The sequence below is a fragment of the Pseudomonas sp. MOIL14HWK12:I2 genome, assembly GCF_000510745.1.
In the GTDB taxonomy this organism is placed as follows: Bacteria; Pseudomonadota; Gammaproteobacteria; order Pseudomonadales; family Pseudomonadaceae; genus Chryseomonas; species Chryseomonas oryzihabitans.
Genome location: NZ_AZOA01000014.1, coordinates 132,917 through 154,176, shown reverse-complemented (window position 1 = coordinate 154,176; position 21,260 = coordinate 132,917). Strand labels below are relative to the sequence as shown.

19 protein-coding genes are annotated in these 21,260 nt (G+C 68.1%); 7 read left to right on the top strand and 12 right to left on the bottom strand.

Annotated features, from left to right (window positions below; genetic code table 11):
- Window positions 1-120: 120 nt before the first annotated feature.
- The gene (locus PSK12I2_RS0113760; RefSeq protein ID WP_027598867.1) at window positions 121-1,641 is read right to left on the bottom strand and encodes an aldehyde dehydrogenase family protein; all 1,521 of its coding nucleotides are present in this window, start codon (window positions 1,639-1,641) and stop codon (window positions 121-123) included.
- Between the two features lie 247 nt (window positions 1,642-1,888).
- Here PSK12I2_RS0113760 and PSK12I2_RS0113755 point away from each other — a divergent pair, with 247 nt between their 5' ends.
- Window positions 1,889-3,781: a sigma-54-dependent Fis family transcriptional regulator gene (locus PSK12I2_RS0113755; protein ID WP_027598866.1), complete on the top strand. Its 1,893-nt coding sequence runs from the start codon at window positions 1,889-1,891 to the stop codon at window positions 3,779-3,781.
- Between the two features lie 185 nt (window positions 3,782-3,966).
- On the opposite strand, the gene PSK12I2_RS0113750 is transcribed toward PSK12I2_RS0113755, so the two are convergent.
- Window positions 3,967-5,127 (bottom strand): C4-dicarboxylate ABC transporter, encoded by a 1,161-nt coding sequence (locus PSK12I2_RS0113750; RefSeq protein WP_027598865.1) that lies wholly within the window; start codon window positions 5,125-5,127, stop codon window positions 3,967-3,969.
- 130 nt (window positions 5,128-5,257) lie between these two features.
- Window positions 5,258-5,632: a hypothetical protein gene (locus PSK12I2_RS0113745; RefSeq protein WP_027598864.1), complete on the bottom strand. Its 375-nt coding sequence runs from the start codon at window positions 5,630-5,632 to the stop codon at window positions 5,258-5,260.
- Window positions 5,633-5,839: 207 nt separating this feature from the next.
- Here PSK12I2_RS0113745 and mpl point away from each other — a divergent pair, with 207 nt between their 5' ends.
- From mpl to PSK12I2_RS0113730, 3 genes are all read left to right on the top strand, one after another.
- Entirely contained in the window at window positions 5,840-7,195 is a 1,356-nt protein-coding gene (gene mpl / locus PSK12I2_RS0113740) for a UDP-N-acetylmuramate:L-alanyl-gamma-D-glutamyl-meso-diaminopimelate ligase (RefSeq protein WP_027598863.1), read from the top strand.
- A complete protein-coding gene (gene ubiX, locus PSK12I2_RS0113735; RefSeq protein ID WP_007161189.1) occupies window positions 7,195-7,827 on the top strand; it encodes a flavin prenyltransferase UbiX in 633 nt (210 codons plus the stop codon). The genes mpl and ubiX overlap by 1 nt, the downstream gene beginning before the upstream one ends.
- Window positions 7,828-7,991: 164 nt before the next feature.
- Window positions 7,992-8,294 carry a YceK/YidQ family lipoprotein gene (locus tag PSK12I2_RS0113730; RefSeq protein ID WP_084222098.1) on the top strand — a complete coding sequence of 101 codons (303 nt, stop codon included), beginning with the start codon at window positions 7,992-7,994 and terminating at the stop codon, window positions 8,292-8,294.
- On the opposite strand, the gene PSK12I2_RS0113725 is transcribed toward PSK12I2_RS0113730, so the two are convergent.
- Window positions 8,291-9,694 carry a PLP-dependent aminotransferase family protein gene (locus PSK12I2_RS0113725; protein WP_027598861.1) on the bottom strand — a complete coding sequence of 468 codons (1,404 nt, stop codon included), beginning with the start codon at window positions 9,692-9,694 and terminating at the stop codon, window positions 8,291-8,293. The two genes, PSK12I2_RS0113730 and PSK12I2_RS0113725, sit on opposite strands and share 4 nt — an antisense overlap.
- Before the next feature lie 145 nt (window positions 9,695-9,839).
- On the opposite strand from PSK12I2_RS0113725, the gene PSK12I2_RS25250 reads away from it, so the two are divergent.
- Window positions 9,840-9,968: a hypothetical protein gene (locus tag PSK12I2_RS25250; protein WP_007161186.1), complete on the top strand. Its 129-nt coding sequence runs from the start codon at window positions 9,840-9,842 to the stop codon at window positions 9,966-9,968.
- On the opposite strand, the gene PSK12I2_RS0113715 is transcribed toward PSK12I2_RS25250, so the two are convergent.
- The 4 genes from PSK12I2_RS0113715 to PSK12I2_RS0113700 form a co-directional block, all read right to left on the bottom strand.
- On the bottom strand, window positions 9,956-10,432 hold the full coding sequence (locus tag PSK12I2_RS0113715; protein WP_027598860.1) for a YbaK/EbsC family protein: 477 nt from the start codon (window positions 10,430-10,432) through the stop codon (window positions 9,956-9,958). The two genes, PSK12I2_RS25250 and PSK12I2_RS0113715, sit on opposite strands and share 13 nt — an antisense overlap.
- A 40-nt stretch (window positions 10,433-10,472) precedes the next feature.
- Complete coding sequence (locus PSK12I2_RS0113710; protein ID WP_027598859.1) at window positions 10,473-10,886, bottom strand: type II toxin-antitoxin system VapC family toxin; 414 nt, start codon at window positions 10,884-10,886, stop codon at window positions 10,473-10,475.
- Complete coding sequence (locus PSK12I2_RS0113705) at window positions 10,886-11,110, bottom strand: antitoxin (protein WP_027598858.1); 225 nt, start codon at window positions 11,108-11,110, stop codon at window positions 10,886-10,888. The genes PSK12I2_RS0113710 and PSK12I2_RS0113705 overlap by 1 nt, the downstream gene beginning before the upstream one ends.
- Window positions 11,111-11,175: 65 nt before the next feature.
- Entirely contained in the window at window positions 11,176-12,552 is a 1,377-nt protein-coding gene (locus tag PSK12I2_RS0113700; protein ID WP_027598857.1) for an L-serine ammonia-lyase, read from the bottom strand.
- A gap of 126 nt (window positions 12,553-12,678) precedes the next feature.
- Here PSK12I2_RS0113700 and PSK12I2_RS0113695 point away from each other — a divergent pair, with 126 nt between their 5' ends.
- Window positions 12,679-13,614 (top strand): LysR substrate-binding domain-containing protein, encoded by a 936-nt coding sequence (locus PSK12I2_RS0113695; RefSeq protein WP_017642882.1) that lies wholly within the window; start codon window positions 12,679-12,681, stop codon window positions 13,612-13,614.
- 410 nt (window positions 13,615-14,024) lie between these two features.
- Here the strand turns inward: PSK12I2_RS0113695 and PSK12I2_RS0113690 are convergent, their stop codons facing one another.
- The 3 genes from PSK12I2_RS0113690 to PSK12I2_RS0113680 form a co-directional block, all read right to left on the bottom strand.
- Window positions 14,025-14,666 (bottom strand): oxidoreductase, encoded by a 642-nt coding sequence (locus tag PSK12I2_RS0113690; RefSeq protein WP_007161182.1) that lies wholly within the window; start codon window positions 14,664-14,666, stop codon window positions 14,025-14,027.
- An 89-nt stretch (window positions 14,667-14,755) separates the two neighbouring features.
- The gene (locus PSK12I2_RS0113685) at window positions 14,756-16,294 is read right to left on the bottom strand and encodes a C13 family peptidase (RefSeq protein ID WP_027598856.1); all 1,539 of its coding nucleotides are present in this window, start codon (window positions 16,292-16,294) and stop codon (window positions 14,756-14,758) included.
- Between the two features lie 21 nt (window positions 16,295-16,315).
- Window positions 16,316-17,809, bottom strand: a complete 1,494-nt coding sequence (locus PSK12I2_RS0113680; protein ID WP_027598855.1) for an AhpA/YtjB family protein — start codon at window positions 17,807-17,809, stop codon at window positions 16,316-16,318.
- A gap of 189 nt (window positions 17,810-17,998) precedes the next feature.
- Here PSK12I2_RS0113680 and serB point away from each other — a divergent pair, with 189 nt between their 5' ends.
- Window positions 17,999-19,153, top strand: a complete 1,155-nt coding sequence (gene serB, locus PSK12I2_RS0113675) for a phosphoserine phosphatase SerB (RefSeq protein ID WP_027598854.1) — start codon at window positions 17,999-18,001, stop codon at window positions 19,151-19,153.
- Between the two features lie 27 nt (window positions 19,154-19,180).
- Here the strand turns inward: serB and PSK12I2_RS0113670 are convergent, their stop codons facing one another.
- A complete protein-coding gene (locus PSK12I2_RS0113670; protein ID WP_027598853.1) occupies window positions 19,181-21,259 on the bottom strand; it encodes an EAL domain-containing protein in 2,079 nt (692 codons plus the stop codon).
- Between the last annotated feature and the right edge of the window lies 1 nt (window position 21,260).

Here is a 21,260-nt window from a genome sequence, read left to right as displayed (position 1 = left end):
TGTCCACCACGGGCGGCCGTTGCGTCTAGCGTCGGCCACCCACGGGGAGGGGGTGTTGATCCAGGTCAGGCGGGAGGCGCGCCCCGACGTCCTGCTGAGGCGCGCGATCCAGGCGTCGCTTTAGAAGAAGCCCAGCGGATTGATGTCGTAGCTGACCAGCAGATTCTTGGTCTGCTGGTAGTGGTCGAGCATCATCTTGTGGGTTTCCCGGCCGACGCCGGATTTCTTGTAGCCACCGAAGGCGGCATGGGCGGGGTAGAGGTGGTAGCAGTTGGTCCAGACGCGACCGGCCTTGATGCCCCGGCCCATGCGGTAGGCGCGGTTGATGTCGCGGGTCCAGACGCCGGCGCCGAGGCCGAACTCGGTGTCGTTGGCGATGGCCAGGGCCTCGGCTTCGTCCTTGAAGGTGGTGACGCCGATCACCGGGCCGAAGATCTCTTCCTGGAAGACGCGCATCTTGTTGTGACCCTTGAGCAGGGTCGGCTGGATGTAATAGCCGCTGGCCAGGTCACCCTGCAACTTCTCGACGTTGCCGCCGGTGAGGAATTCGGCGCCTTCCTCGCGGGCGATTTCCAGGTAGGAGACGATCTTCTCGAATTGCTGCTGGGAGGCTTGGGCGCCGACCATGGTGTCGGTGTCCAGCGGATCGCCACGCTTGATCTGGGCGATCTTCTTCATCACCGCTTCCATGAAGGGGGCGTAGATGGATTCCTGCACCAGGGCGCGCGAGGGGCAGGTGCAGACCTCGCCCTGGTTGAAGAAGCCCAGGACGAGACCTTCGGCAGCCTTTTCGATGAAGCTCGGCTCGGCCTGCATGATGTCTTCGAAGTAGATGTTGGGCGACTTGCCGCCCAGCTCCACGGTGCTCGGGATGATGTTCTTGGCCGCGCAGGAGAGGATGTGCGAACCCACCGGGGTGGAGCCGGTAAAGGCGATCTTGGCGATGCGGGTGCTGGTGGCCAGGGCCTCGCCGGCCTCCTTGCCATAGCCCTGCACCACGTTGAGCACGCCGGGCGGCAGCAGGTCGCCGACCAGCTCGACGAACAGGGTGATGGACAGCGGGGTCTGCTCGGCGGGCTTGAGCACCACGCAGTTGCCGGCGGCCAGCGCCGGGGCCAGCTTCCAGGCGGCCATCAGCAGCGGGAAGTTCCAGGGGATGATCTGGCCGACCACGCCCAGCGGCTCGTGGAAATGGTAGCTGGCGGTCTTGTCGTTGATCTCGGCGGCGCTGCCTTCCTGGGCGCGGATGCAGCCGGCGAAGTAGCGGAAGTGGTCGGCGGCCAGGGGCACGTCGGCGTTGAGCGTCTCGCGCACCGCCTTGCCGTTGTCCCAGGTTTCGGCGACGGCCAGTTTTTCCAGATTCTGTTCGATGCGGTCGGCGATCTTGAGCAGGATCAGCGAGCGCTCCTGCACCGAGGTACGGCCCCAGGCATCGGCGGCGGCATGGGCGGCGTCCAGGGCGCGCTCGATGTCGGCGGCGTCGGAGCGGGGGAATTCACCGATCACCGAGCCGTTCACCGGGGAGGTGTTGGTGAAGTACTGGCCTTTCACCGGGGCGACGAATTCGCCGCCGATGTAGTTGCCGTAGCGGGCCTGCAGGGTCAGCAGGGCGTCTTGGGTGCCGGGAGCTGCGTAGCGCATGGTGGGTCTCCTGTTTGTTCTTGTATGAAGCGGCGCACCGATCTTGAGCAAGGTGCGGGCCAAGTCGGGCGAACCCGCATGGTTGCGGCCTTGCGGCCTGTCTCGGGGAAAGCCGCTCCCTGTCACTGTGACAGAGGTGTCACCCCTTGGCGTGACAGCCTGTCACCTGGGGGTGACAGAGTGCCCAGTCCGACCGATTTGGCCTATGCTGGGGGCCGCGCAGACGCCCCCGCGGAGGACAACAACAATGGCCGCCACCCCGTCCGATCGTCATGCCAGCCAGGTGCTCGAACTCGCTCGCGGCGCCGTCCTCGACGGCCCGGCCAGCGATCCGGCCATCGCCCGCTCCTGGCGGCGCTGTCTCGACGAACACCAGCTCGACCCGGCCGCTCCGGTAGCGCCCTGGGTGCTGGAGCGCGCCCGCTTCGACGAGCACCGCCAGCGCCAGCAGCGGGTCCTGCAGATCGCCCGTGGGCAGATGAATGCCCTGCACCAGCAACTGGGCGGTGCCGGCCATGCCGTGCTGCTCACCGATGCCCGCGGGCTGATCCTCGATTGCGTCACCGCCGAGGCCGAGCGCGAGACCTTCCAGCAGGCCGGGCTGTGGCTGGGCGCCGACTGGAGCGAGGCCTGCGAGGGCACCAACGGCATCGGCACCTGCGTGGTGGAGCGCCAGGCGCTGACCATCCATCGCGACGAACACTTTCGCAGTCGCCATACCCAGCTGACCTGCTCGGCCAGTCCGGTCTTCGATCCGGCCGGTGAACTGCTGGCGGTGCTGGACGTCTCCACCGCCCGCCAGGAAGCCTCGCGCCAGGGTCAGTTCCACACCATGGCGCTGGTCAATCTCTCGGCCAAGCTGATCGAGAGTTGCTACTTCCTCGACCGCTACGCCGACGGCTATCTGTTGCGCTTCCATGCCCAGGCGGCCTATGTCGGTCTGCTCAGCGAGGGACTGCTGGCCTTCGACGCCGAGGGTCGCGTCCAGGCCGCCAACGAGACCGCCCTGATGCTGCTGGGCCTGGCGCGTAGCGCGGTGCTGGGGCAGCGGATGGAGAGCCTGTTCGAGTTGCGGCAGGACGACCTGCTGGAGCGCGCCCGTCCGCAACCCAGCGCCTGCTGGGCGCTGCGTGGCCGCCAGGGCCAGGGCTTCCACGGCCTGGTGCGCGGTCCCCAGGTACGGCCGGTCACCCCGGTGGCGGTGCCCAAGGCGCCCCTGCCCAGCGGCATCTGCCTGGCCGATCCGGACCTGGCGCGGGATTTCACCCGCGCGCTCAAGGTCCTGGAGCGCGACGTGCCGGTGCTGCTGCACGGCGAGACCGGCACCGGCAAGGAAGCCTTCGCCAGCGCCCTGCACCGCGCCAGCAGTCGCGCCGGCCAGGCTTTCGTCGCCCTCAATTGCGCGGCCATCCCGGAGACGCTGATCGAAAGCGAGCTGTTCGGCTATCGCGGCGGCAGTTTCACCGGGGCGCGCAAGGAAGGCATGGCCGGCAAGTTGCAGCAGGCCGATGGCGGCATCCTCTTTCTCGACGAGATCGGCGACATGCCGCTGGCGCTGCAGACCCGCTTGCTCAGGGTGCTGGAAGAGCGCCAGGTGGTCCCCCTCGGCGGCGGTGCTCCGCGTGCCCTGGACCTGCGCCTGGTCAGCGCCAGTCACCGCGACCTGGAGGCCCTGGTGGCCGCCGGCAGCTTTCGCGAAGACCTCTACTATCGCCTGCGTGGCCTGGTGGTGACCCTGCCGGCGCTGCGCGAACGCAGTGACCGCGGCGAGCTGCTCGATCAGCTGCTGGCCGAAGAGGCGCGTGGCGAGTCGATCCGCCTCGATCCGGCCGCGCGCGCCTGCCTGCTGGCCCAGCCCTGGCCCGGCAACGTCCGCCAGTTGCGCACCGTGCTGCGCACCCTGGTGGCCCTCAGCGAAGACGGCCATATCGGCCTGGACGAGCTACCCGCCGACTGCCGTGGCGCCCGGCTGCCTCTGCCGTCCAGCGCGACGCCGGTCGACAGCGCCCGGGAGGAGCTGCGCGCGGTGCTGGACGACTGCCACTGGCAGATGACCCGCGCCGCCAAGCGCCTGGGGGTGAGTCGCAACACACTCTATCGCTGGCTGCATCAACACGGCCTGCAGCGCCCCCAGGACTAAGAGCCTGTTCAAAGTCTGCTGCGCGTCGGCCAAACGGCGTTAAAAATGGCCTGGAAGGCCAGCCCCGTCGGAATGCTCATTTACTCTTTGTAAACTCGAGCGCGAGTCCGATCCGCTTCCTCAGCTATTTTCGCGGGGCCGCCTAGGCCTTGTTTGTCTCTAGCTCGCGAGCCTTTGAAAAAGCTCTAACGCACCTTCCTGCACAGGTGGGCGATGCAGGGCGAGACGAACAGACCGCCCCGGTAGGCTCCGGCCAGTGTCCGGCTGGCGACCAGCAGCCACAGCAGGGCCAGCAACACCACCAGCGCGGCGCCCAGGCCGGTGAAGAAGGGTGCCGCCAGGGCCTCTCCCAGGCGCAGGGTGGTCAGGGCATAGACGCCCAGGGGAAAGGTGAAGCCCCACCAGCCCAGGTTGAAGGGCATGCCCTCGCGGGCCTGACGCTGGGTCACCAGCACCGCCAGCGCCAGCCACCAGAGTCCCAGGCCCCAGAGCAGCAGCGCGCCCAGCAGGCCCAGGCCCCGGGCGATCTCGCCAATGCCGGCCAGGCCATGGGCGGCGAACACCGCGGGCGCCGCGCTGCCCAGTACCAGGAGACCCAGGGCACCGGTGGCGATCGGACCCAGCGCCAGCCAGCTCGACGCCGCCATACTGGCCGGCGGCAGCCTGTGCAGCGCCAGGCGCAGCAGCAGGATCACCAGCAGGCTGAGGGCGACCGGCACCGAATAGGCCCAGAGCACATAGCTGGCGACGAGTACGGTGAATTGCTCGCCGGCCGCCAGATGCGGCAGCAGCAGGCCACCACTGGCCGCCGCCACCTCCGCGGCTACCACCGGCAACAGCCAGACGGCGGTCATCTGGTCGATGCGATGCGCCTGGCGAGTAAACATCAGATAGGGGATCAGCACCCCGCAAGCCAGTGCCATGGCCACATCCAGCCACCAGAGGCCGAGTGCCAGGGGCAGCACCGCCGCGCCCCAGCGCGGCAGGCCGAACAGCAGCAGGCCGTTGATCAGCGTGGCCAGGCCCATGGGGATGGTACCGATAGACATCGAGACGGTGGCGTGGGCGAAGATCTCGCGGGCCTCGTCGAAGAACAGCAGCCAGCGCGCGGCATAGAGCCCGGTGAACAGGCCGAACAGCAACACAGCGAGCAGCCAGAGCCCCTCGGCGAGGGCGTGCAACCCAGGAAGCTGCCAGGGAAAGGCGGCCAGAGCGAGGGCCAACACGCCAGTGCCCATGGTCACGGCGAACCAGTTGGGGGTGAACTGGCGGATGACCTCCAGGGGGCGGTCGAGCTGCCTGAAGGGTCTGAGGGCCTGCGCTGGGACAGCGGTGAAAAACGGCATGGCCGGGCTCCTGAAAGGGAAGGCCCTCAGGCTAAGCCTGCTCGCTTATCATTAAAAATGAATGATTATGAAATATTAAACCATTGGCTGGATAAGGCGCTGCCCGCACGGGGCAGACAGCGCCCCGGCATCAGGGCTTGGCCACGTGCCAGACCTGATTGACGCCATCCCCGGTGGTATCGCCCGGCTTGCTGTCCTTGACCCAGGTATACAGCGGCTTGCCCTGGTAGGCCCATTGCTGGCTGCCGTCGTCGCGGGTCACCAGGCTGTAGCCATCGGCCGCCTTGGCACCGGCGTCGGCCTTCAGGGGCGGCCAGTTCTGGGCACAGGGACCGTTGCAGGCGGACTTGCCCGCGCTGTCCTTGGCGAAGGTGTAGAGCGTCATGCCCTTGCCGTCGACGAGCACCTTGCCCAGGGCGGTGTCGGCGACCTTGGTCGGCGCGGCGGCCAGGGCCAGGCTGGCGAAGGAGAGAGTTGCAGCGGTGATCAGCAGGTGTTTCAGCATGGTCGACCTCTTGTGCTTGTTATCAGGGCGAACGGAGCCACGGCTACTTGGGCATCCGCAAAGCCAGGGATGCCTTGCGCACTCTAGTCGAAATCCTGCCATCCGGGGCCGGCGCAGCGCCGGGTATCCGCGACGGCCATCGCTCCGGCGGCGCGGCCCCCCGTGCTAACCTTGCCGCCGTTCAATCTGCAGCGGAGCCCGCCTGTCATGCACATCCACATCCTCGGTATCTGCGGCACCTTCATGGGGTCGCTCGCGGTGCTGGCCAAGGAAGCCGGCCATCGCGTGACCGGCTCCGACGCCAACGTCTATCCGCCCATGAGCACCCAGCTGGAAGCCCAGGGCATCGAGCTGACCCAGGGCTACGATCCGGCCCAACTGGATCCGGCGCCGGACCTGGTGGTGATCGGCAACGCCCTGTCGCGCGGCAATCCGGCGGTGGAATACGTGCTGGATAAGGGCCTGCCCTATGTCTCCGGCCCCCAGTGGCTGGCCGAGCACGTCCTGCAGGGCCGCTGGGTGCTGGCGGTCGCCGGCACCCATGGCAAGACCACCACCACCAGCATGCTGGCCTGGGTGCTGGAGCACGCCGGCATGAGTCCGGGCTTTCTCATCGGCGGGGTGCCGCAGAATTTCGGCATCTCGGCGCGCCTGGGCGGCACGCCCTTCTTCGTGGTGGAAGCCGACGAATACGACAGCGCCTTCTTCGACAAGAGATCCAAGTTCGTCCACTACCGGCCGCGGACCACCATCCTCAACAACCTGGAATACGATCACGCGGACATCTTCCCGGATCTGGCGGCCATCGAGCGGCAGTTCCACCATCTGGTGCGGACCATCCCCAGCAGCGGCCTGATCATCCACCCCACCGCCGAAACGGCCCTGGTGCGGGTGCTGGAGATGGGCTGCTGGACCCCGGTGCAGACCACTGGCGCAGGTGGCCAGTGGCAGGCCCGCCTGCTGGCCGAGGACGGCTCGCGCTTCGAGGTGCTGTTCGACGGCGCGGTGCAGGGCACGGTGAACTGGGAACTGACCGGCCAGCACAACGTGGCCAATGCCCTGGCCACCCTGGCCGCGGCTCGTCATGTCGGCGTGGTGCCGAGCCTGGGTGTCGCCGCTCTGAGCGAATTCCGCAGCGTGAAGCGGCGCATGGAAAAGGTCGCCGAGGTGCGCGGCGTGACCGTCTACGACGACTTCGCCCATCATCCCACCGCCATCGCCACCACCCTGCAGGGCCTGCGTGCCCGGGTCGGCAGCGAGCGGATCATCGCCGTCATCGAGCCGCGCTCCAATTCCATGAAGCTGGGCGCCCACCGTGACGGCCTGCCGGCCAGCGTCACCGGCGCCGACAGCGTCATCTGGTACGCCCCGCCGAAGCTGGGCTGGGACCTGGCCGGCACCGCCGAGGCCTGCGCCGTACCGGCCGTGGTCTGCGATTCCCTGGAGGCGATCATCACCCGGGTCCAGGCCGAGCTGGACGGCCCCACCCACGTGGTGATCATGAGCAACGGCGGCTTCGGCGGCCTGCACGGCAAGCTGGCCGCCGCCCTGGAGCAGGCATGATGGCCGGCCCGGAACGCATCACCCTGGCGCTGACCGGCGCCTCCGGCTCCCAGTACGGCCTGCGCCTGCTGGACTGCCTGGTGCAGGAGGAGCGCGAGGTGCACTTCCTCATCTCCAAGGCCGCGCAGCTGGTGATGGCCACCGAGACCGACGTGGTGCTGCCACCCAAGCCCCAGGCCATGCAGGCCTTTCTCACCGAATACACCGGCGCGGCGCCGGGCCAGGTGCGGGTGTTCGGCCAGAGCGACTGGATGGCGCCGCCGGCGTCCGGCTCCAGCGCTCCGGCGGCCATGGTGGTCTGCCCCTGTTCCACCGGCACCCTCTCGGCCATCGCCACCGGGGCCAGCAACAATCTCATCGAGCGCGCCGCCGACGTGGCCCTCAAAGAGCGGCGGCAACTGATCCTGGTGCCGCGCGAGTCGCCGTTCTCCAGCATCCACCTGGAAAACATGCTCAAGCTGTCCAACCTGGGCGTGACCATCCTGCCGGCCTCGCCGGGCTTCTACCACCAGCCGCAGACCCTCGACGACCTGGTGGACTTCGTGGTGGCGCGCATCCTCAACACCCTGGGCATCCCCCAGGACATGCTGCCGCGCTGGGGCGAACATCACCTGTCCGGCAACGATGACTAGGTTCTGTACGAAAAGTCGCCGAGCGAAGATCAGGCAAGGCAAAAATCAGCGAGGAAGCGGACCGGGCTCGCGCTCGAGTTTACGAATGGTAAATGAGCATTCCGACTGGGCTGGCATTCCAGCTGATTTTTAACGCAGCATCACCGAGCGCAGGCAGTTTTCGTATAGAACCTAGGGCCGTCGCGCGCCTCGGCCTGCTGCTGACGGCCATCCTGGCCCTCGGCGGCTGCGCCACGGCGCGTACCCTGGATGCCGCCAAGCCCGGCGCGCCGGTGGTCTATGCCGGCACCCGGCTGGATCTCTATGCCCTGCAGGGCGGCTGCTGCGCTCTGGATCGTTTCGGCGCCGAGGCGCCGGCCTGGCCGGTGCTGGACCTGCCCGCCAGTGCCCTGCTCGATACCCTGTTGCTGCCGCTGTCGCTACCCGCCGCCATTGGCGGGCGGGGCAGCATGCGCGGCGGCCTCTAGAACGCCTTCAGCAACTCGCCGAGCCTGGCCATGGCCGCCTCGCTGCGCTCATCCCAGGGATGGCCGCAATTGAGTCTGATGCAGTGGCGAAAGCCCTGCTGCGCGGAAAAGATCGGTCCCGGCGCCAGGCTGATGCCCTCGGCCAGGGCCTGGCGGTAGAGCGCCAGGCTGTCCACCCGGGTGGGCAATTCGAACCAGAGAAAGTAGCCGCCCTGGGGTCGGCTGACGTGGGTGTCGGCGGGAAAGTAGCGCCGCGCCGCAGTCAGCATGGCCTGGCGCTGGCGATCGAGACTCAGGCGCAGACGACGCAGGTGGCGATCGTAGCCGCCGTGCTGGAGGTAGTCGGCCAGGGCGGCCTGGGCCGGCATCGAGGGGGTGATGGTGGTCATCAGCCGCAACCGCGCGACGGCGCCGGCCTGGCGTCCGGCGGCGATCCAGCCGATGCGATAGCCGGGCGCCAGGCACTTGGAAAAGGAGCCGCAGTGCAGCACCAGGCCGTCGCGGTCGAAGCGCTTGACCGGGCGGTGCGGTTCGCTGCCGCTGTAGAGCTCGGCATAGACGTCGTCTTCCAGCAGCGGGACCTGATGGCGTTGCAGCAGGCCATAGAGGCGCTGCTGAGCGCGGTCGTCGAGACTGACCCCGGTGGGATTCTGCAGGCCGCTCATGAACCAGCAGGCCTTGATCGGCAGGCGACTCAGGGCTTCTTCCAGGGCGTCCAGGTTGAGCCCGCGCTCGGCATCGACGGGAATCTCCACCGCCTTGAGCTGCAGCCGCTCCAGCACCTGCAGGCTGGCGTAGAAGGCCGGACTTTCCACCGCCACCAGATCGCCGGGACGGGTCAGGCTCTGCAGCCCAAGGTTGAGCGCCTCCAGGGCGCCGTGGGTAATCACCAGTTCTTCGCCGACTTCAGGCATGCCGGCCAGGCCGTAGCGTCGGGCGATCTGCCGCCGCAACTCGGGATGACCGGGGGTGACGTAGGCGGTGAGGTCCTGGGCGGGCAGGTCGCGCAGGCCGTGGGCCATGCTGCGGGCCAGGCGCGCCAGGGGAAAGAGATCAGGGCTGGGAAAGGCCGAGCCGAAGGGCACGATGTCCGGATCCTGCAGCGACTGCAGCACCGAATAGACCAGGTCGCTCACCGCGACCTCGGTGCCTTCCAGAGGCGCCAGCAACGGCGCCGCGTCCCGCGCCCGGGCCGGTTCGCGGACGAAATAGCCGGACCGCTCGCGGGCCTCGATCAGCCCGCGACTCTCCAGCAGGTAATAGGCCTGGAACACCGTGGAGGGGCTGATGCCATGGGTCTGGCTGGCGCTGCGTACCGAGGGCAGCCGCTCGCCGGGGGCGAGGACACCGCGGGTCATGAGGGTGGCGAGCTGGTCGGCGAATCTTTCGTAGCGCTTCATGCAGGGCCAGGGCAGGGGAGACCGTCACTATAGCGAGCAGGGCCCCATCTGATCCGGTTTTTCATGTGTCTACCTGCTGCTGTAACGCGGGCGGCGGGAGGCCTAAGCTTTATCCATCCCTTTCTGGCATCCCTCGGAGGCAGCCATGGACGATGGTATCTTCATGATTCTCTTCAGCCTGCTCGCGCTCATCCTGCTCGGCGGCGGCTACTACGCCTGCGTGGTGCTGAACAAGGATCGGCGCGACGTGGAAAAGAACGATCAGCTGCGCTGATCGCCCACCTCACAGACATCCACCCAGCGCGCCTCGCTGAGGGCGGCCAGCCGCTCCGGGGTGAGGCGCACGCAGCTGTGGATGGCACCCGCGGCCGGTAATACCTCGTCGAAGGCTTTCAGCGATTCGTCGCAATAGACCGGCAGCGGGGTGGCCAGCCCGAACGGGCAGACGCCGCCCACCGGATGCCCGGTGAGGCCTTCCACGGTGGCGGCATCGAGCAGCTTGGCCTTGCCACCGAAGGCGGCCTTGAGCTTGCGGTTGTCCAGGCGCGCATCGCCGCGAGCCACCAGCAGCAACTGCTGCTCCCCGACTTTCAGCCCCAGGGTCTTGGCGATCCGCCCCGGCTCCACGCCATGGGCGGCCGCGGCCAGGGTGACGGTCGCGGTACTGGTGGTGGCCTCGAGGATCTCGAGATCGGGAGCGATGCGGGCGAGGTGCTGGCGGACGGAGTCGAGGCTCATGGGCGTTCCTTGTGTCTAGGTCAGAGCCGACCGTGCCGTTTCAGTCGGCCGCTGTCCAGTTCTCGCAGGCCAGATCGGCGACCCGGCTGAATTCCCGCAGGTTGTTGCTGACCAGGATCAGCGCCCTGGCGCGGGCATGGGCGGCGATCCACAGGTCGTTGTTGCCGATGATCTTGCCCTGGCGCTCCAGCTCGGCGCGGATGGCACCATAGTGCTCGGCGCATTCCGCATCCAGTTCCAGCACGGCGATCTGTTGTCGGAGTTGTTCCAGGATCGCCCGGGTGCGCTCGGGTTGCTGACTCTTGGCCGCGCCATGACAGAGTTCGCCCCAGGTGATCGCCGACATCGCCAGCTCATCGCGCCCATGCCGGGCGAAGCGTTCGCGGACCTGCGGCGGATTGTGCTTGGCGATGTAGATACAGATATTGGTGTCGAGCAGGTAGCGAGCAGGCACTAGAACTCTTCCCGCGCCTGGGGTGGGCTGTCTTCCCGCTCCAGGGTCGCAAATGACAGCGCGGCCAGGGTGTCGAAGATATCGGCGGCATCTGGCCGCAACTCCCGCAAGACAATCTCGTCGCCGCGGCGGAAGATTTCCACCCGATCCGATTCGAAGCGAAATTCCTTGGGCAGGCGCAAGGCCTGGCTGTTACCGGACTTGAACACGCGGGCTTCGGCCATGGACGTCTCCTCGAGGCGTATATACATAGGAGTATATACGCCGCGCTGGAGCGATCAAGCGTCTCTCAGCACTCCACGAAGGTCACGGCCAGACCGCCGCGCGAGGTTTCCTTGTACTTGCTGTGCATGTCCGCGCCGGTTTCCTTCATGGTGCGGATCACCTGGTCGAGGGAGATGAAGTGCTCGCCGTCGCCGCGCAGGGCCATCTGGGCGGCGTTGATCGCCTTGACCGCGGCGATGGCATTGCGCTCGATGCAGGGCACCTGCACCAGGCCGCCGACCGGATCGCAGGTCAGTCCCAGGTTGTGCTCCAGGCCGATCTCGGCGGCGTTTTCCAGCTGCGCCGGGCTGGCGCCCAGCACCTCGGCCAGACCGGCCGCGGCCATGGCGCAGGCCGAGCCGACCTCGCCCTGGCAGCCCACCTCGGCACCGGAGATGGAGGCGTTCTTCTTGCACAGGATGCCGACCGCGGCGGCGGCGAGCATGAAGCGCACCACGTCGTCGTCGCAGGCGTCGGGATTGAATTTCATGTAGTACATCAGCACCGCCGGGATGATCCCGGCCGCGCCGTTGGTGGGCGCGGTGACCATGCGTCCGCCGGCGGCGTTCTCCTCGTTCACCGCCAGGGCGAAGAGGTTGACCCATTCCATGGCGGAGAGCGTGGAGCCGATGACGTTGGGCTTGCCGATGGCCTGCAGACTCTGGTGCAGGCGGGCGGCGCGGCGACGCACCTTGAGGCCGCCGGGCAGGATGCCCTCGTTGGCGAGACCGTTCTGCACGCATTCGCGCATCACGCTCCAGATGCGCAGCAGGCCGCTGCGGATCTCTTCCTCGGAGCGCCAGCTCTTTTCGTTGGCCAGCATCAGCTCGGCCACGCCCAGGCCATGACGGCGACACAGCTGCAGCAGCTCGGCGCCGCTGGAGAAGTCGTAGGGCAGTTCGGTGGTGTCGTTGTCCAGCACGCCGCTGGCGGCCTGGGCGGCGTCCACCACGAAGCCACCACCGATGGAATAGTAGGTCGCCTCGGCCACCTCGCCAGTGGCGCCAAAGGCGGTCAGGGTCATGGCATTGGGGTGATAGGGCAGGCTCTCGTCCAGGAGCAGCAGGTCTTCCTGCCAGTCGAAGTGGATCGCCTGGCGCCCGGCCAGCAGCAGCTGGCGCTCGTTGCGCAGGGCTTCGATGCGCGGCTCCACGGCGGCGGGATCGACGCGATCCGGCCATTCGCCCATGAGGCCGATCAGGGTGGCGCGGTCGGTGCCATGGCCGACGCCGGTGGCCGAGAGCGATCCGTAAAGGCGTACCTCGACCCGCTTGACCTGTTCCAGCAGACCTTCGTCGACCAGGCGCTGGGCGAACAGGGCGCCGGCCCGCATCGGGCCCACGGTATGGGAACTGGACGGACCCACGCCGATTTTGAACAGGTCGAAGACGCTGATGGCCATGACGATAATCCCTGATTGAGCTTGAATGGTCGCCAGACAAGCTGCCGGCGGATGGCTCATAGTGGTGATAAGCCCTCAGCTCGCACAAACGAAAGCTTCTAAGCGATCCTTTAGCGGAACTCATCGATGAGCCGGATCCTCAACGCCCAAACCCAGGCTTGGTTGCAGGTCTTCGCCTGCGCCGCCCGGCACCTGTCCTTCACGCGCTGCGCCGAAGAGCTGCACGTGACGCCTGGCGCCATCAGCCAGCAGATGCGCCAGCTGGAAGAGCGCCTGGGCTTCAAGCTGTTTCACCGCGTGGCCCGTGGCCTGGAGCTGACCGCCGAAGGCCAGCGCCTGGCAACCACCCTGAATCAGGCCTATGGGCTGATCGACGCCGAATTGCGCCGTCTCAACGCCGGTCAGTTCGGCGGCGTGGTGCGCCTCAGGTCGATCCCTTCGTTCCTGGGCAAGTGGCTGACGCCGCGACTGCCGCGGCTGCAGGCGCGCTTTCCCGACCTGCAACTGCGACTAGTGGCCGAAGACAGCAGCTGGTCGCTGCGCGAGGGCGAATTCGACCTGGCCATCGACCTCAACGACGGCAGCTATCCGGGCCTGGCCTCGACGCCGCTGATGGAGGAAGAGATATTTCCGGTCTGCGCGCCCAGCCTGCTGGCGGGGCGACCGCCGCTGGAGCGGCCGGAGGACCTGGAGTTCTATCCGCTGCTGCACGACATCACCGCCTGGCGCGGCAGCTACGAATACGCCGAGTGGGAATTCTATCTGGCCAGCATCGGCGCGCCGGCGCTGGATGTGCGCCGGGGTCACACCTTCAACCGCAACCACCTGACCATAGAGGCGGCTATCGCCGGCATGGGGGTGGCCATCGCCCGCCGCGCCCTGATCACCGACGAGCTGGCCCGTGGCGTGCTGGTGGTGCCACCCTTCGGCCGTTCGGTACCGGCGCACAAGAGATACATGCTGCTCTATGCCCAGGGCGCCCTGGCCGATCCCCGCCTGCGCGCCCTGCACGACTGGCTGGTGCAGGAGGTCGACCAGATGGTGCTGGCCCAGCCGGCCTGAGTGGCCGTGATAGCTCGGTAGTGTGGAAAACGGCGCAGCCTTTTCCGCTGGTGAGTTCGTCGGGGGATGCGCCCTCACCCCAGCCCTCTCCCAGAGGGAGAGGGGGCTTATCCGAGCACGTGCAGGCGCCGTAGCGTGGAAAACGGCGCAGCCTTTTCCACTGGCTAGTTCGTCGTGCGGCGCGCCCTCACTCCAACCCTCTCCCAGAGGGTGAGGGGGCTTATCCGAGCATGTGCAGGCGCCGTAGCGTGAAAAACGGCGCAGCCTTTTCCGCGGGTGGCTTCGTTGTGAGGCATGCCCTCACCCCAACCCTCTCCCGGAGGGAGAGGGAGCTGTCCGAGCGGGGAGTGGCCGCATCGGCGGATCGCCATGACCGCGAGGGCGGCAACCCCGCCCCTGGCGCTACGCCTTTATCGCCCCAGCTTGCGCAATTCGTCCGATTCCACCACGCGCACGCCCTTGCCTTCTTCCAGGGCCAGGCGCCATAGCGCGCGGGCCAGCACGGCGGCTTCGATGCCGTGCCACTTGCCGGGCAGCCATTGCGACAAGGGGGCGGCCAGGCGCTCGCCCAGGCGTTCTTCCTGGCGCTGGCCGATCAGCAGCGACGGTCGCGCCAGGGTCAGTTGCGTCCAGCCCTGGGCGCGCAGGGCTTCTTCCAGTTCGCCCTTGACCTTGTTGTAGAAGATCGAGGACTGAGAGTCGGCGCCGATGGCGCTGACCACGATGTAGTGGCGGGCGCCCAGTTCCAGGGCGCGCTGGCCGACCGCCAGGGGCAGGCCATAGTCCACGGCGCGAAAGGCGGCTTCGGAGCCGGCCTGCTTCATGGTGGTGCCCAGGCAGCAGAAGGCCACATCCAGCGGGCCTTCCAGGGTCGGCAGCAGGCTGTTTAGGTCACCCACCGGATTGTCCAGCCGGGCGTGTTCCGCCAGCGGGCGACGGGTCGGCGCCAGCACCCGGGGGACCGTCGGCTCGTTGAGGAGGCGGTCGAGCAGGTGTTCGCCGGTCAGGCCAGTGGCGCCGGCGATGAGGGCATGCTGAGGCGTCAGGTACACGGGGCTCTCCTTGTAGCGGCGACCGCTGATGTCAGGTTGGACCTCAGGCGTTCCGGTTGTTCGTCAAAGCCCCAAGGCAAAGGCGGCTCTCAGCGACCCGCGCGCCAGGCGCGCCACTTCTGCAGCACGGCCGGCGGTGCCCAGAGCTGCGGCTCGGACGGGTCGAAGCCTTCGGTCTTCTCGCGCACCGACACGGTGTCGCGGGCGCGCTGGAAGGCCTGCTCGGGATCGTCGGTGTGCTGGAAGGCCTCGGCGAACAGGGCGCGGCCGAAATAGGTGAAATCGGCTTCGTCGGTGCAGCCGAAGGAGGTGCGATCGGCCTTGGAGGCGGTCATCACCAGGGTATGGTCGTCCTGCAGTTGCGGGATGAAGCCGCCGCTGTAGCAGCTGGAGACGATGATCAGCTTGTCGCGTCCGCGCAGCGGCGCGAGCAGGCGGCCGAGCTCCGCCGCCGGCAGGCTGGAGAGATCCAGGCCCGGCTGGGAGAGCACCAGCTGATGGTCGGCCGAGCCGTGGCTGGTCAGGTAGATGAGGATCAGGTCTTCCGGACCGGTGCGCTGGGCCAGCGCCTGCAGACTCTGGTAGAGATTCTCGCGGGTGGCCAGCGGATGGTCGCTGCGGATGTCCTTGGCGTTGATCAGGTGGACGACGTCGCGGGCACCCCAGGTGGTGGTCAGGAAGTTGGCCACATAGTTGGCCTCGCGCTGGAACACGCCCTGGCCGCCGTCGCCGGCCAGGACCAGGCCATAGAGTTCGGTGGCGGGGGTGGAGGCGGGGATCTGCTGCAATTCCTGGTCGAGCACCTTGCCCTGATCGAGCAGGGCGCGCTCCAGGGGATCGGCGATGTACTGGCCCTGGTCGTCGCGGATGCGCTTGCCGCCCTCCCAGAGACCCCGTTCCACCTGGCCGTCGGCGCGGGTCAGGACGCCCATGCCGGCATAGACGCCATCGGCGAAGTTGCCGCGATAGACGCTGCCGTCGCTGTTGGTGAGCACGCCCTGGCCATCGAATTTCCAGTTGCGGAAGGCGCCGCGGTACTGGCTGCTGTCGCTGCCGACGAATTCGCCGTTGCCGGTCAGCTCGCCGCCACTGAAGCGCCCGCGCCAGAGATCGCCACCGGCGCTGCGATAGACGCCGGCGCCTTCGAACTGGTCGTCGACGAATTCGCCGTCATAGCGATCGCCGCCCGGCTCCTGCCACTGGCCGACGCCGTTGAGGTGGCCGTCGTTGAAGGTGCCGATGGTCTGGGTGCCGTCGCTGTCGAGCTTGGAGCCCTGGCCCTGCATGCGGCCATTGACGAAGCTGCCGTGGTACTCCCAGCCGCTGCTGCTGATCAGATTGCCCTGGCCATGGTAGAGACCGCGGCGAAAGGTGCCCTGGTAGTAGGTGCCGTCGGCGAATTGCTGTTCGCCGGGGCCCTCGGCCAGGCCGTCCTTGAAGCGGCCCTTGAGCCAGTTGCCGTTGGGCCACTCGATGCGCCCGCTGCCGTTGAGCAGACCGCTGACGATCTCGCCGGTATAGACCCCGCCATCGGGCAGTCGCACGCTGCTCGCGTTGGGCGCCGCCTGGGCAGCGCAGGCCGCCAGCAACAGCGCAACGAGGGCGAGACGGGGCAGGAGGGCGCTCATAGGTGGGGTCGGGTGGGCGCTTTAACGCGCCTCGAGCCGGACCAGATGACGCTCCAGCGTCGCGGAGTAGGGTTCCAGGAGACGTTCCACGCAACTGGCCCCGGCGGGGCTGGCGATGGTGCGGATACGGGCGCGTTTACGCAGCAGCTCGTCCTCGGCGATGCTCTGCTCGACCAGCAACAGGTTGCGACTGTGGCGACTCAGCGCCTGGGCATTGCGCACGGTGGTGTTTTCCAGCAATTGGGCAAGCTCCAGGCCGGCGAGGCGTTCGCCCTGCGTCAGACCCAGTTGCAGCTGCAGGGTTGCACCGCTGCCAACCACTTCCACCTGCAGCGCATGACCCAGGGCACGCATGATCTCGCCGCAGCACAGCGCGCGGGTCAGGTAGTCGTCGTCGTCGCTGCGCTCGTGGAAGAGGATCAGGCTGCCCCCGTCCTTGAGGGTGTGGAGTTCGCCGTCATAGAGCTCGGTGGCCTGCTGCAGGCAGTCGCGATAGCGCTCCAGCAGCTGTTCGAGGCGGCTGCGCGGCAGCCGGCTGAGCTGGTCCTGGGCGCCGAGCTGGATGGCCAGCACCGCGGAGGTGACGATATCGGGTTCGGTGGGCACCACCGGAGCGGGCGTGGGCGGCGGCTCGGTGAAGGAGTCCGGTACCAGCTCGGCGAAGGCGTCGGCGTCCAGCTCGCTGTCGGCGTCTGCCACGGGCGCCTTGCGCGCGGCCGGTTTGGCGGCGGCCTTGCGCGCAGGCGGCTTGACGCTCAGGCCACCCTGCTCGTCGGCGAAGGGATCGTCGTCTTCGTCGGCCACTTCCGCCTTGGGCGGCTTGGGCGGTACCAGGCGGCTCTGCAGCTGGCGGGCCAGGTCGCCCAGTTCGTCGAGGCGCCCGGCGCCCGGGGCGGGGTCATCGGGATCGCGCAGCCAGACGCGCAGCTCCAGCAGCGGCGTCGACAGCTGGCGCCCGAGGCGCAGGCTGAGGATCAGCGTCAGGGCCAGCAGGATGAGGCCCAGCAGTCCCATGTTCTGCAGGCTGATCATCATCGGCTGCTGGAACTGGTCCATGTCCAGCGCCAGGCGCACCTGGCCGGCGGTGACGTCCTGGAAGCGGATCGGCGTGCTGTAGATGCCGTCGGTGGCGGTCAGCAGGCCCTGGCTCGGGCGCGTGCCGGATTCGGCCAGCACCCGGTTGTCCGGGCTGTAGACCGCGGCATGGGCCACCAGCGGATTGCGCGCCAGGTTGCTCAGCAGCACATTGAGGCTGAGGTTGTCGTTGGCCACCAGCAATTCGGCGGCGGAGTTGGCGGTCTGGGTCACCAGGCTCTGGCCGACGGCGTCGGCCTGCTGCTGCATGGCATGGCGAAACTGCATGCTCATGATGCCGGCATAGATCACCAGGGCGGCCGCCACCAGCAGCAGGCTGTGGGAAACGATGCGCAAGGCCACCGGCACACGACGCTGGCGCAGGGCTCGGTAGATCAGCAGGAAGAAATTATCGGGCTTGACGGTCGCGGGGCGGGTCACAGAAATCGTTTCTTTGGACAAAAAATGTGCGGCCAGTATAACCAGCGCGCCAGGGGTGCGAAAACGGCGAATGCAGGGCTTCGCCCGCAAAAGAGGCCGGCGGTGGACTCCCGCCGCCAGCCGGTGCCCATGGCTCGGCACCGTCGGGGCGAAAGGGTAGACTGCGCGCTTTTCCGCGAGGGGATCGCCATGCAAGACGTTATCGGACTCCAGGCCGTGGGCATCCTGCCCGCCGACTGGTTGGCTGCTCTCACCGGCGCCCTGGCCGCGGCCGGTGCCCGGCTGGAATCGCTGCAGCAGCAGGGGCTGGACAACAGTGCCGCCGTGACCCTGCTGGTCAGCCCGGCCAGTGCCGGCGCCGCGTTGCAGCAGGCGCTGCAGGCCCTGGGCCTGCAGGTGGCGCCCCTGGCGCAGCCGGCGCCGGAAACCGGCGAAGCCCATGTCCTGACGCTGATGGGTCGTACCCTGGCCGATCTGCCGCTGACCCGCCTGGCCGCGCTGTGCCGCGAGCAGGGCCTGAACATCCATGCCATCCGCGCCCTGAGCGAGCCGGGCGCGACCACGCGCGCGGCCCTGGAGCTGCGCGTCACCGGCGAGCCGCACGAGCCCCAGGCGCTGCGCGCGGGGCTGCTGGCGCTGGCCCAGGAAGGCCAGGCCGACATCGGCTGGCAACCTGACGATCTGCAGCGACAGCATCGCCGCCTGGCGGTGTTCGACATGGACAGCACCCTGATCCAGGCCGAGGTCATCGATGAACTGGCCAAGGCCGCCGGCATCGGCGAGCGGGTGGCGGCCATCACCGAGCGGGCCATGCGTGGCGAGATCGACTTCCGCGCCAGCTTCACCGAGCGCATGGCGCTGCTGCAGGGCCTGTCCGAAGAGGTGCTGGAAGACATCGGTGCCGGGCTGCGCCTGACCGAGGGCGCCGAGCGGCTGTTCGCCGAGTTGAAGCGGCTGGGCTACAAGACCGCCATCCTTTCCGGCGGCTTCACCTATTTCGCCCGCCAGGTGCAGGCACGTCTGGGCATCGACTACGTCTATGCCAACGAACTGGAGATCGTCGACGGCAAGCTGACCGGCCGCGCCGTCGAGCCCATCGTCGATGCCCAGCGCAAGGCCGACCTGCTGCAGGAACTGGCCAGCCGTGAAGGCCTGACGCTGGAGCAGACCATCGCCGTGGGCGACGGCGCCAACGACCTGCCGATGCTGGCCCTGGCCGGGCTGGGCGTGGCCTTTCGCGCCAAGCCGCTGGTGCGCCAGTCCGCCCGCCAATCGGTGAGCGTGCTGGGCCTGGATGGCGTGCTCTATCTGCTCGGTGTGGAAGACCGGCTCACCCGCGACTGAGGTCCCGTTCGACGGCCATCCCGAGCCCTAGTGCTCGGGGTGGAATTCGTAGTCCATCGCCTGACTGGGCTCCTGCAGGTAGTAGCCCTGGATGAAGTGCACTCCGACCTGCCAGAGCTGGGCCAGCACGCTGGCGCTCTCGACGAAGGGCGCGATGGTCTGGACGTTCTGGGCGCTCAACTCGGCGACCATGGCCTTGAGCCGTTCCTGGTGCTCCGGCTGTCCCAGATCCTTGATCAGCTTGCCCGACAGCTTGACGTAATCCGGTACCAGCAGCCGCAGCGCCGCCAGGGGCGGATCGCCGGCGGCAAAGCCGCTCAGGGTGACCGGATGACCCTGGCGGCGCAGGCGCTGCGCCATGGCCAGGGCCTGCTCCGGCTGGGCCAGCAGGTCTTCTTCGCTGAGCTGGAAGATCACCGCCTCGGCGTCCAGCTGATGCCCCTGCAGGGTTTCCCGCAGCCAGGGCAGCAACTCCAGATCGCCCAGGGTCGCGCCCGAGAGGTGCACGAAGATGCGGGTACCGTGGCCGCGGGCGCGGTGTTCGCCCAGCTGACGCACCGCCTGCTGGATCACCCAGCGATCGATCTGGCCGCTCAGGCCGCTGTCGCGGGCGGTGCGGGCAAATTCGGTCGGGGAGACCTCTTCGCCCTGGGGATTGACCAGCCGCAGCAGCGCCTCGTAGTACTCGTGGCTGCTGCCGCGCAGGCCGATCACCGGCTGGAACAGCAGGCGGAAGCCGTTCTGCTGCAGGGCCTGCTTGACCATGGCCACCAGATTGCCGCGATTGGCGGCGGCGGCCAGCTCTTCCTGGGGATCGTAGCGTTTGCAGGCGTTGCCGCCGCGCTGGGCGACCTGGCGCGCGGAGCGGTGCGCCCGGTCCACCAGATCACCGGCGCTCTTGGTGTGGTTGTCCAGGCTGACCACGCCGATGGAATAGCTGATCGCCAGGGTGCGCCCTGCCAGGGTCAGCGGCTGCCGCTCCTGACGACCCAGCAGGCGCTCGAAGGCGCTGTCCAGGCTGGCGTCGGCCGCCTGCGGCAGGAGGGCGGTAAAGGCGTCATCGGCGAAGCGCGAGAGGGTCACCAGGGTGCCGAAGTGCTCGCGCAGGCGCTCGGCCAGGGCTACCAGCAACTCGTCCATGGCACCTATGCCCAGCTCGGCCAGCAGGGTTGGATAGCGATCGATGCTCAGGTAGGCGAAGCTGGCCGGCGCGCCGAGTCGGGCGCGCTCCAGGGCGTCTTCGAGCAGTTCGAGCATGCGGCTGCGATTGAGCAGACCGGTGAGGGTGTCCTGGAAGCGCACCTCGCGCAGCTGTTCCTCGAGGGCCTCGGCGGCCGGGGCCGCGCGTTCCTCGCGCAGGTGCAGCTGCACGCAGGGTTCGTCGAGGTAGATGGCCGGCGTCAGGCGCAGGCGCACACCGAGGGTGCTGCCGTCCTGGCGGACGCACCGGCAGTCCAGTTCGAGGGGACTGGGGTCGTCGCGCAACTGGCGAAAGGCCTCGCGCAGCGCCGGCTGGTCGGCGGCGGCGATGAGGTCCATCAGCGGCGTGATCTCCAGGTCTTCCGCGGATGGATAGCCCAGCCGCTCCACATAGGCCGAGTTGACGTGGATATGCAGGCCGTCGTGGACATAGGCGACCGCCTCCACGGCGTTGGCCAGCAGCAGCTGGCAGCGCTGTTCGGCCTCGGCCAGGGCCTGCTCCAGGCGGCGGCGCTCGTGGCGCTCGGCCAGGTTGCCGAGTTCGCGCAGACTGGCCAGCAGCAGGTGCTCGTCGTTGTCGCTGGCGATGCCATCGCGGGCGCCCAGGCGCAGGGCGTCGAGCACCGCTGCGGGATCGTCCGGCGGCACCCGCTGGATGACGGCGAGTTGGGGCACGCGGCGACGCAGCTGGCGCAGCGCGCTCAGGCTGTCGAGTTCGGGAGAGGGCGGGGCGAGGATGGCGAGGTCCCAGGACTGGGACAGCAGTTCGTCGAGACCTGCAGGGTCGGTCAGACGCTGGGCCCGCGTCGCCCGTCCGGCGTTGCGGAACAGACTGACCAGGCGTTCCGCCTCGTTCTGCGATGCTTCGAGCAGTAACAGGCGGATCGCACTGTGTTCGGCGGCCATG

Coding starts and splice junctions, on each gene's coding strand:
- ubiX (WP_007161189.1), top strand. CDS start 7,195: ATGGCCGGCCCGGAACGCATCACCCTGGCGCTGACCGGCGCCTCCGGC.
- PSK12I2_RS0113750 (WP_027598865.1), bottom strand. CDS start 5,127: ATGCCGTTTTTCACCGCTGTCCCAGCGCAGGCCCTCAGACCCTTCAGG.
- PSK12I2_RS0113715 (WP_027598860.1), bottom strand. CDS start 10,432: ATGAGCCTCGACTCCGTCCGCCAGCACCTCGCCCGCATCGCTCCCGAT.
- mpl (WP_027598863.1), top strand. CDS start 5,840: ATGCACATCCACATCCTCGGTATCTGCGGCACCTTCATGGGGTCGCTC.
- PSK12I2_RS0113700 (WP_027598857.1), bottom strand. CDS start 12,552: ATGGCCATCAGCGTCTTCGACCTGTTCAAAATCGGCGTGGGTCCGTCC.
- PSK12I2_RS0113685 (WP_027598856.1), bottom strand. CDS start 16,294: ATGAGCGCCCTCCTGCCCCGTCTCGCCCTCGTTGCGCTGTTGCTGGCG.
- PSK12I2_RS0113755 (WP_027598866.1), top strand. CDS start 1,889: ATGGCCGCCACCCCGTCCGATCGTCATGCCAGCCAGGTGCTCGAACTC.
- PSK12I2_RS0113670 (WP_027598853.1), bottom strand. CDS start 21,259: ATGGCCGCCGAACACAGTGCGATCCGCCTGTTACTGCTCGAAGCATCG.
- serB (WP_027598854.1), top strand. CDS start 17,999: ATGCAAGACGTTATCGGACTCCAGGCCGTGGGCATCCTGCCCGCCGAC.
- PSK12I2_RS0113760 (WP_027598867.1), bottom strand. CDS start 1,641: ATGCGCTACGCAGCTCCCGGCACCCAAGACGCCCTGCTGACCCTGCAG.
- PSK12I2_RS0113745 (WP_027598864.1), bottom strand. CDS start 5,632: ATGCTGAAACACCTGCTGATCACCGCTGCAACTCTCTCCTTCGCCAGC.
- PSK12I2_RS0113725 (WP_027598861.1), bottom strand. CDS start 9,694: ATGAAGCGCTACGAAAGATTCGCCGACCAGCTCGCCACCCTCATGACC.
- PSK12I2_RS0113695 (WP_017642882.1), top strand. CDS start 12,679: ATGAGCCGGATCCTCAACGCCCAAACCCAGGCTTGGTTGCAGGTCTTC.
- PSK12I2_RS25250 (WP_007161186.1), top strand. CDS start 9,840: ATGGACGATGGTATCTTCATGATTCTCTTCAGCCTGCTCGCGCTCATC.
- PSK12I2_RS0113705 (WP_027598858.1), bottom strand. CDS start 11,110: ATGGCCGAAGCCCGCGTGTTCAAGTCCGGTAACAGCCAGGCCTTGCGC.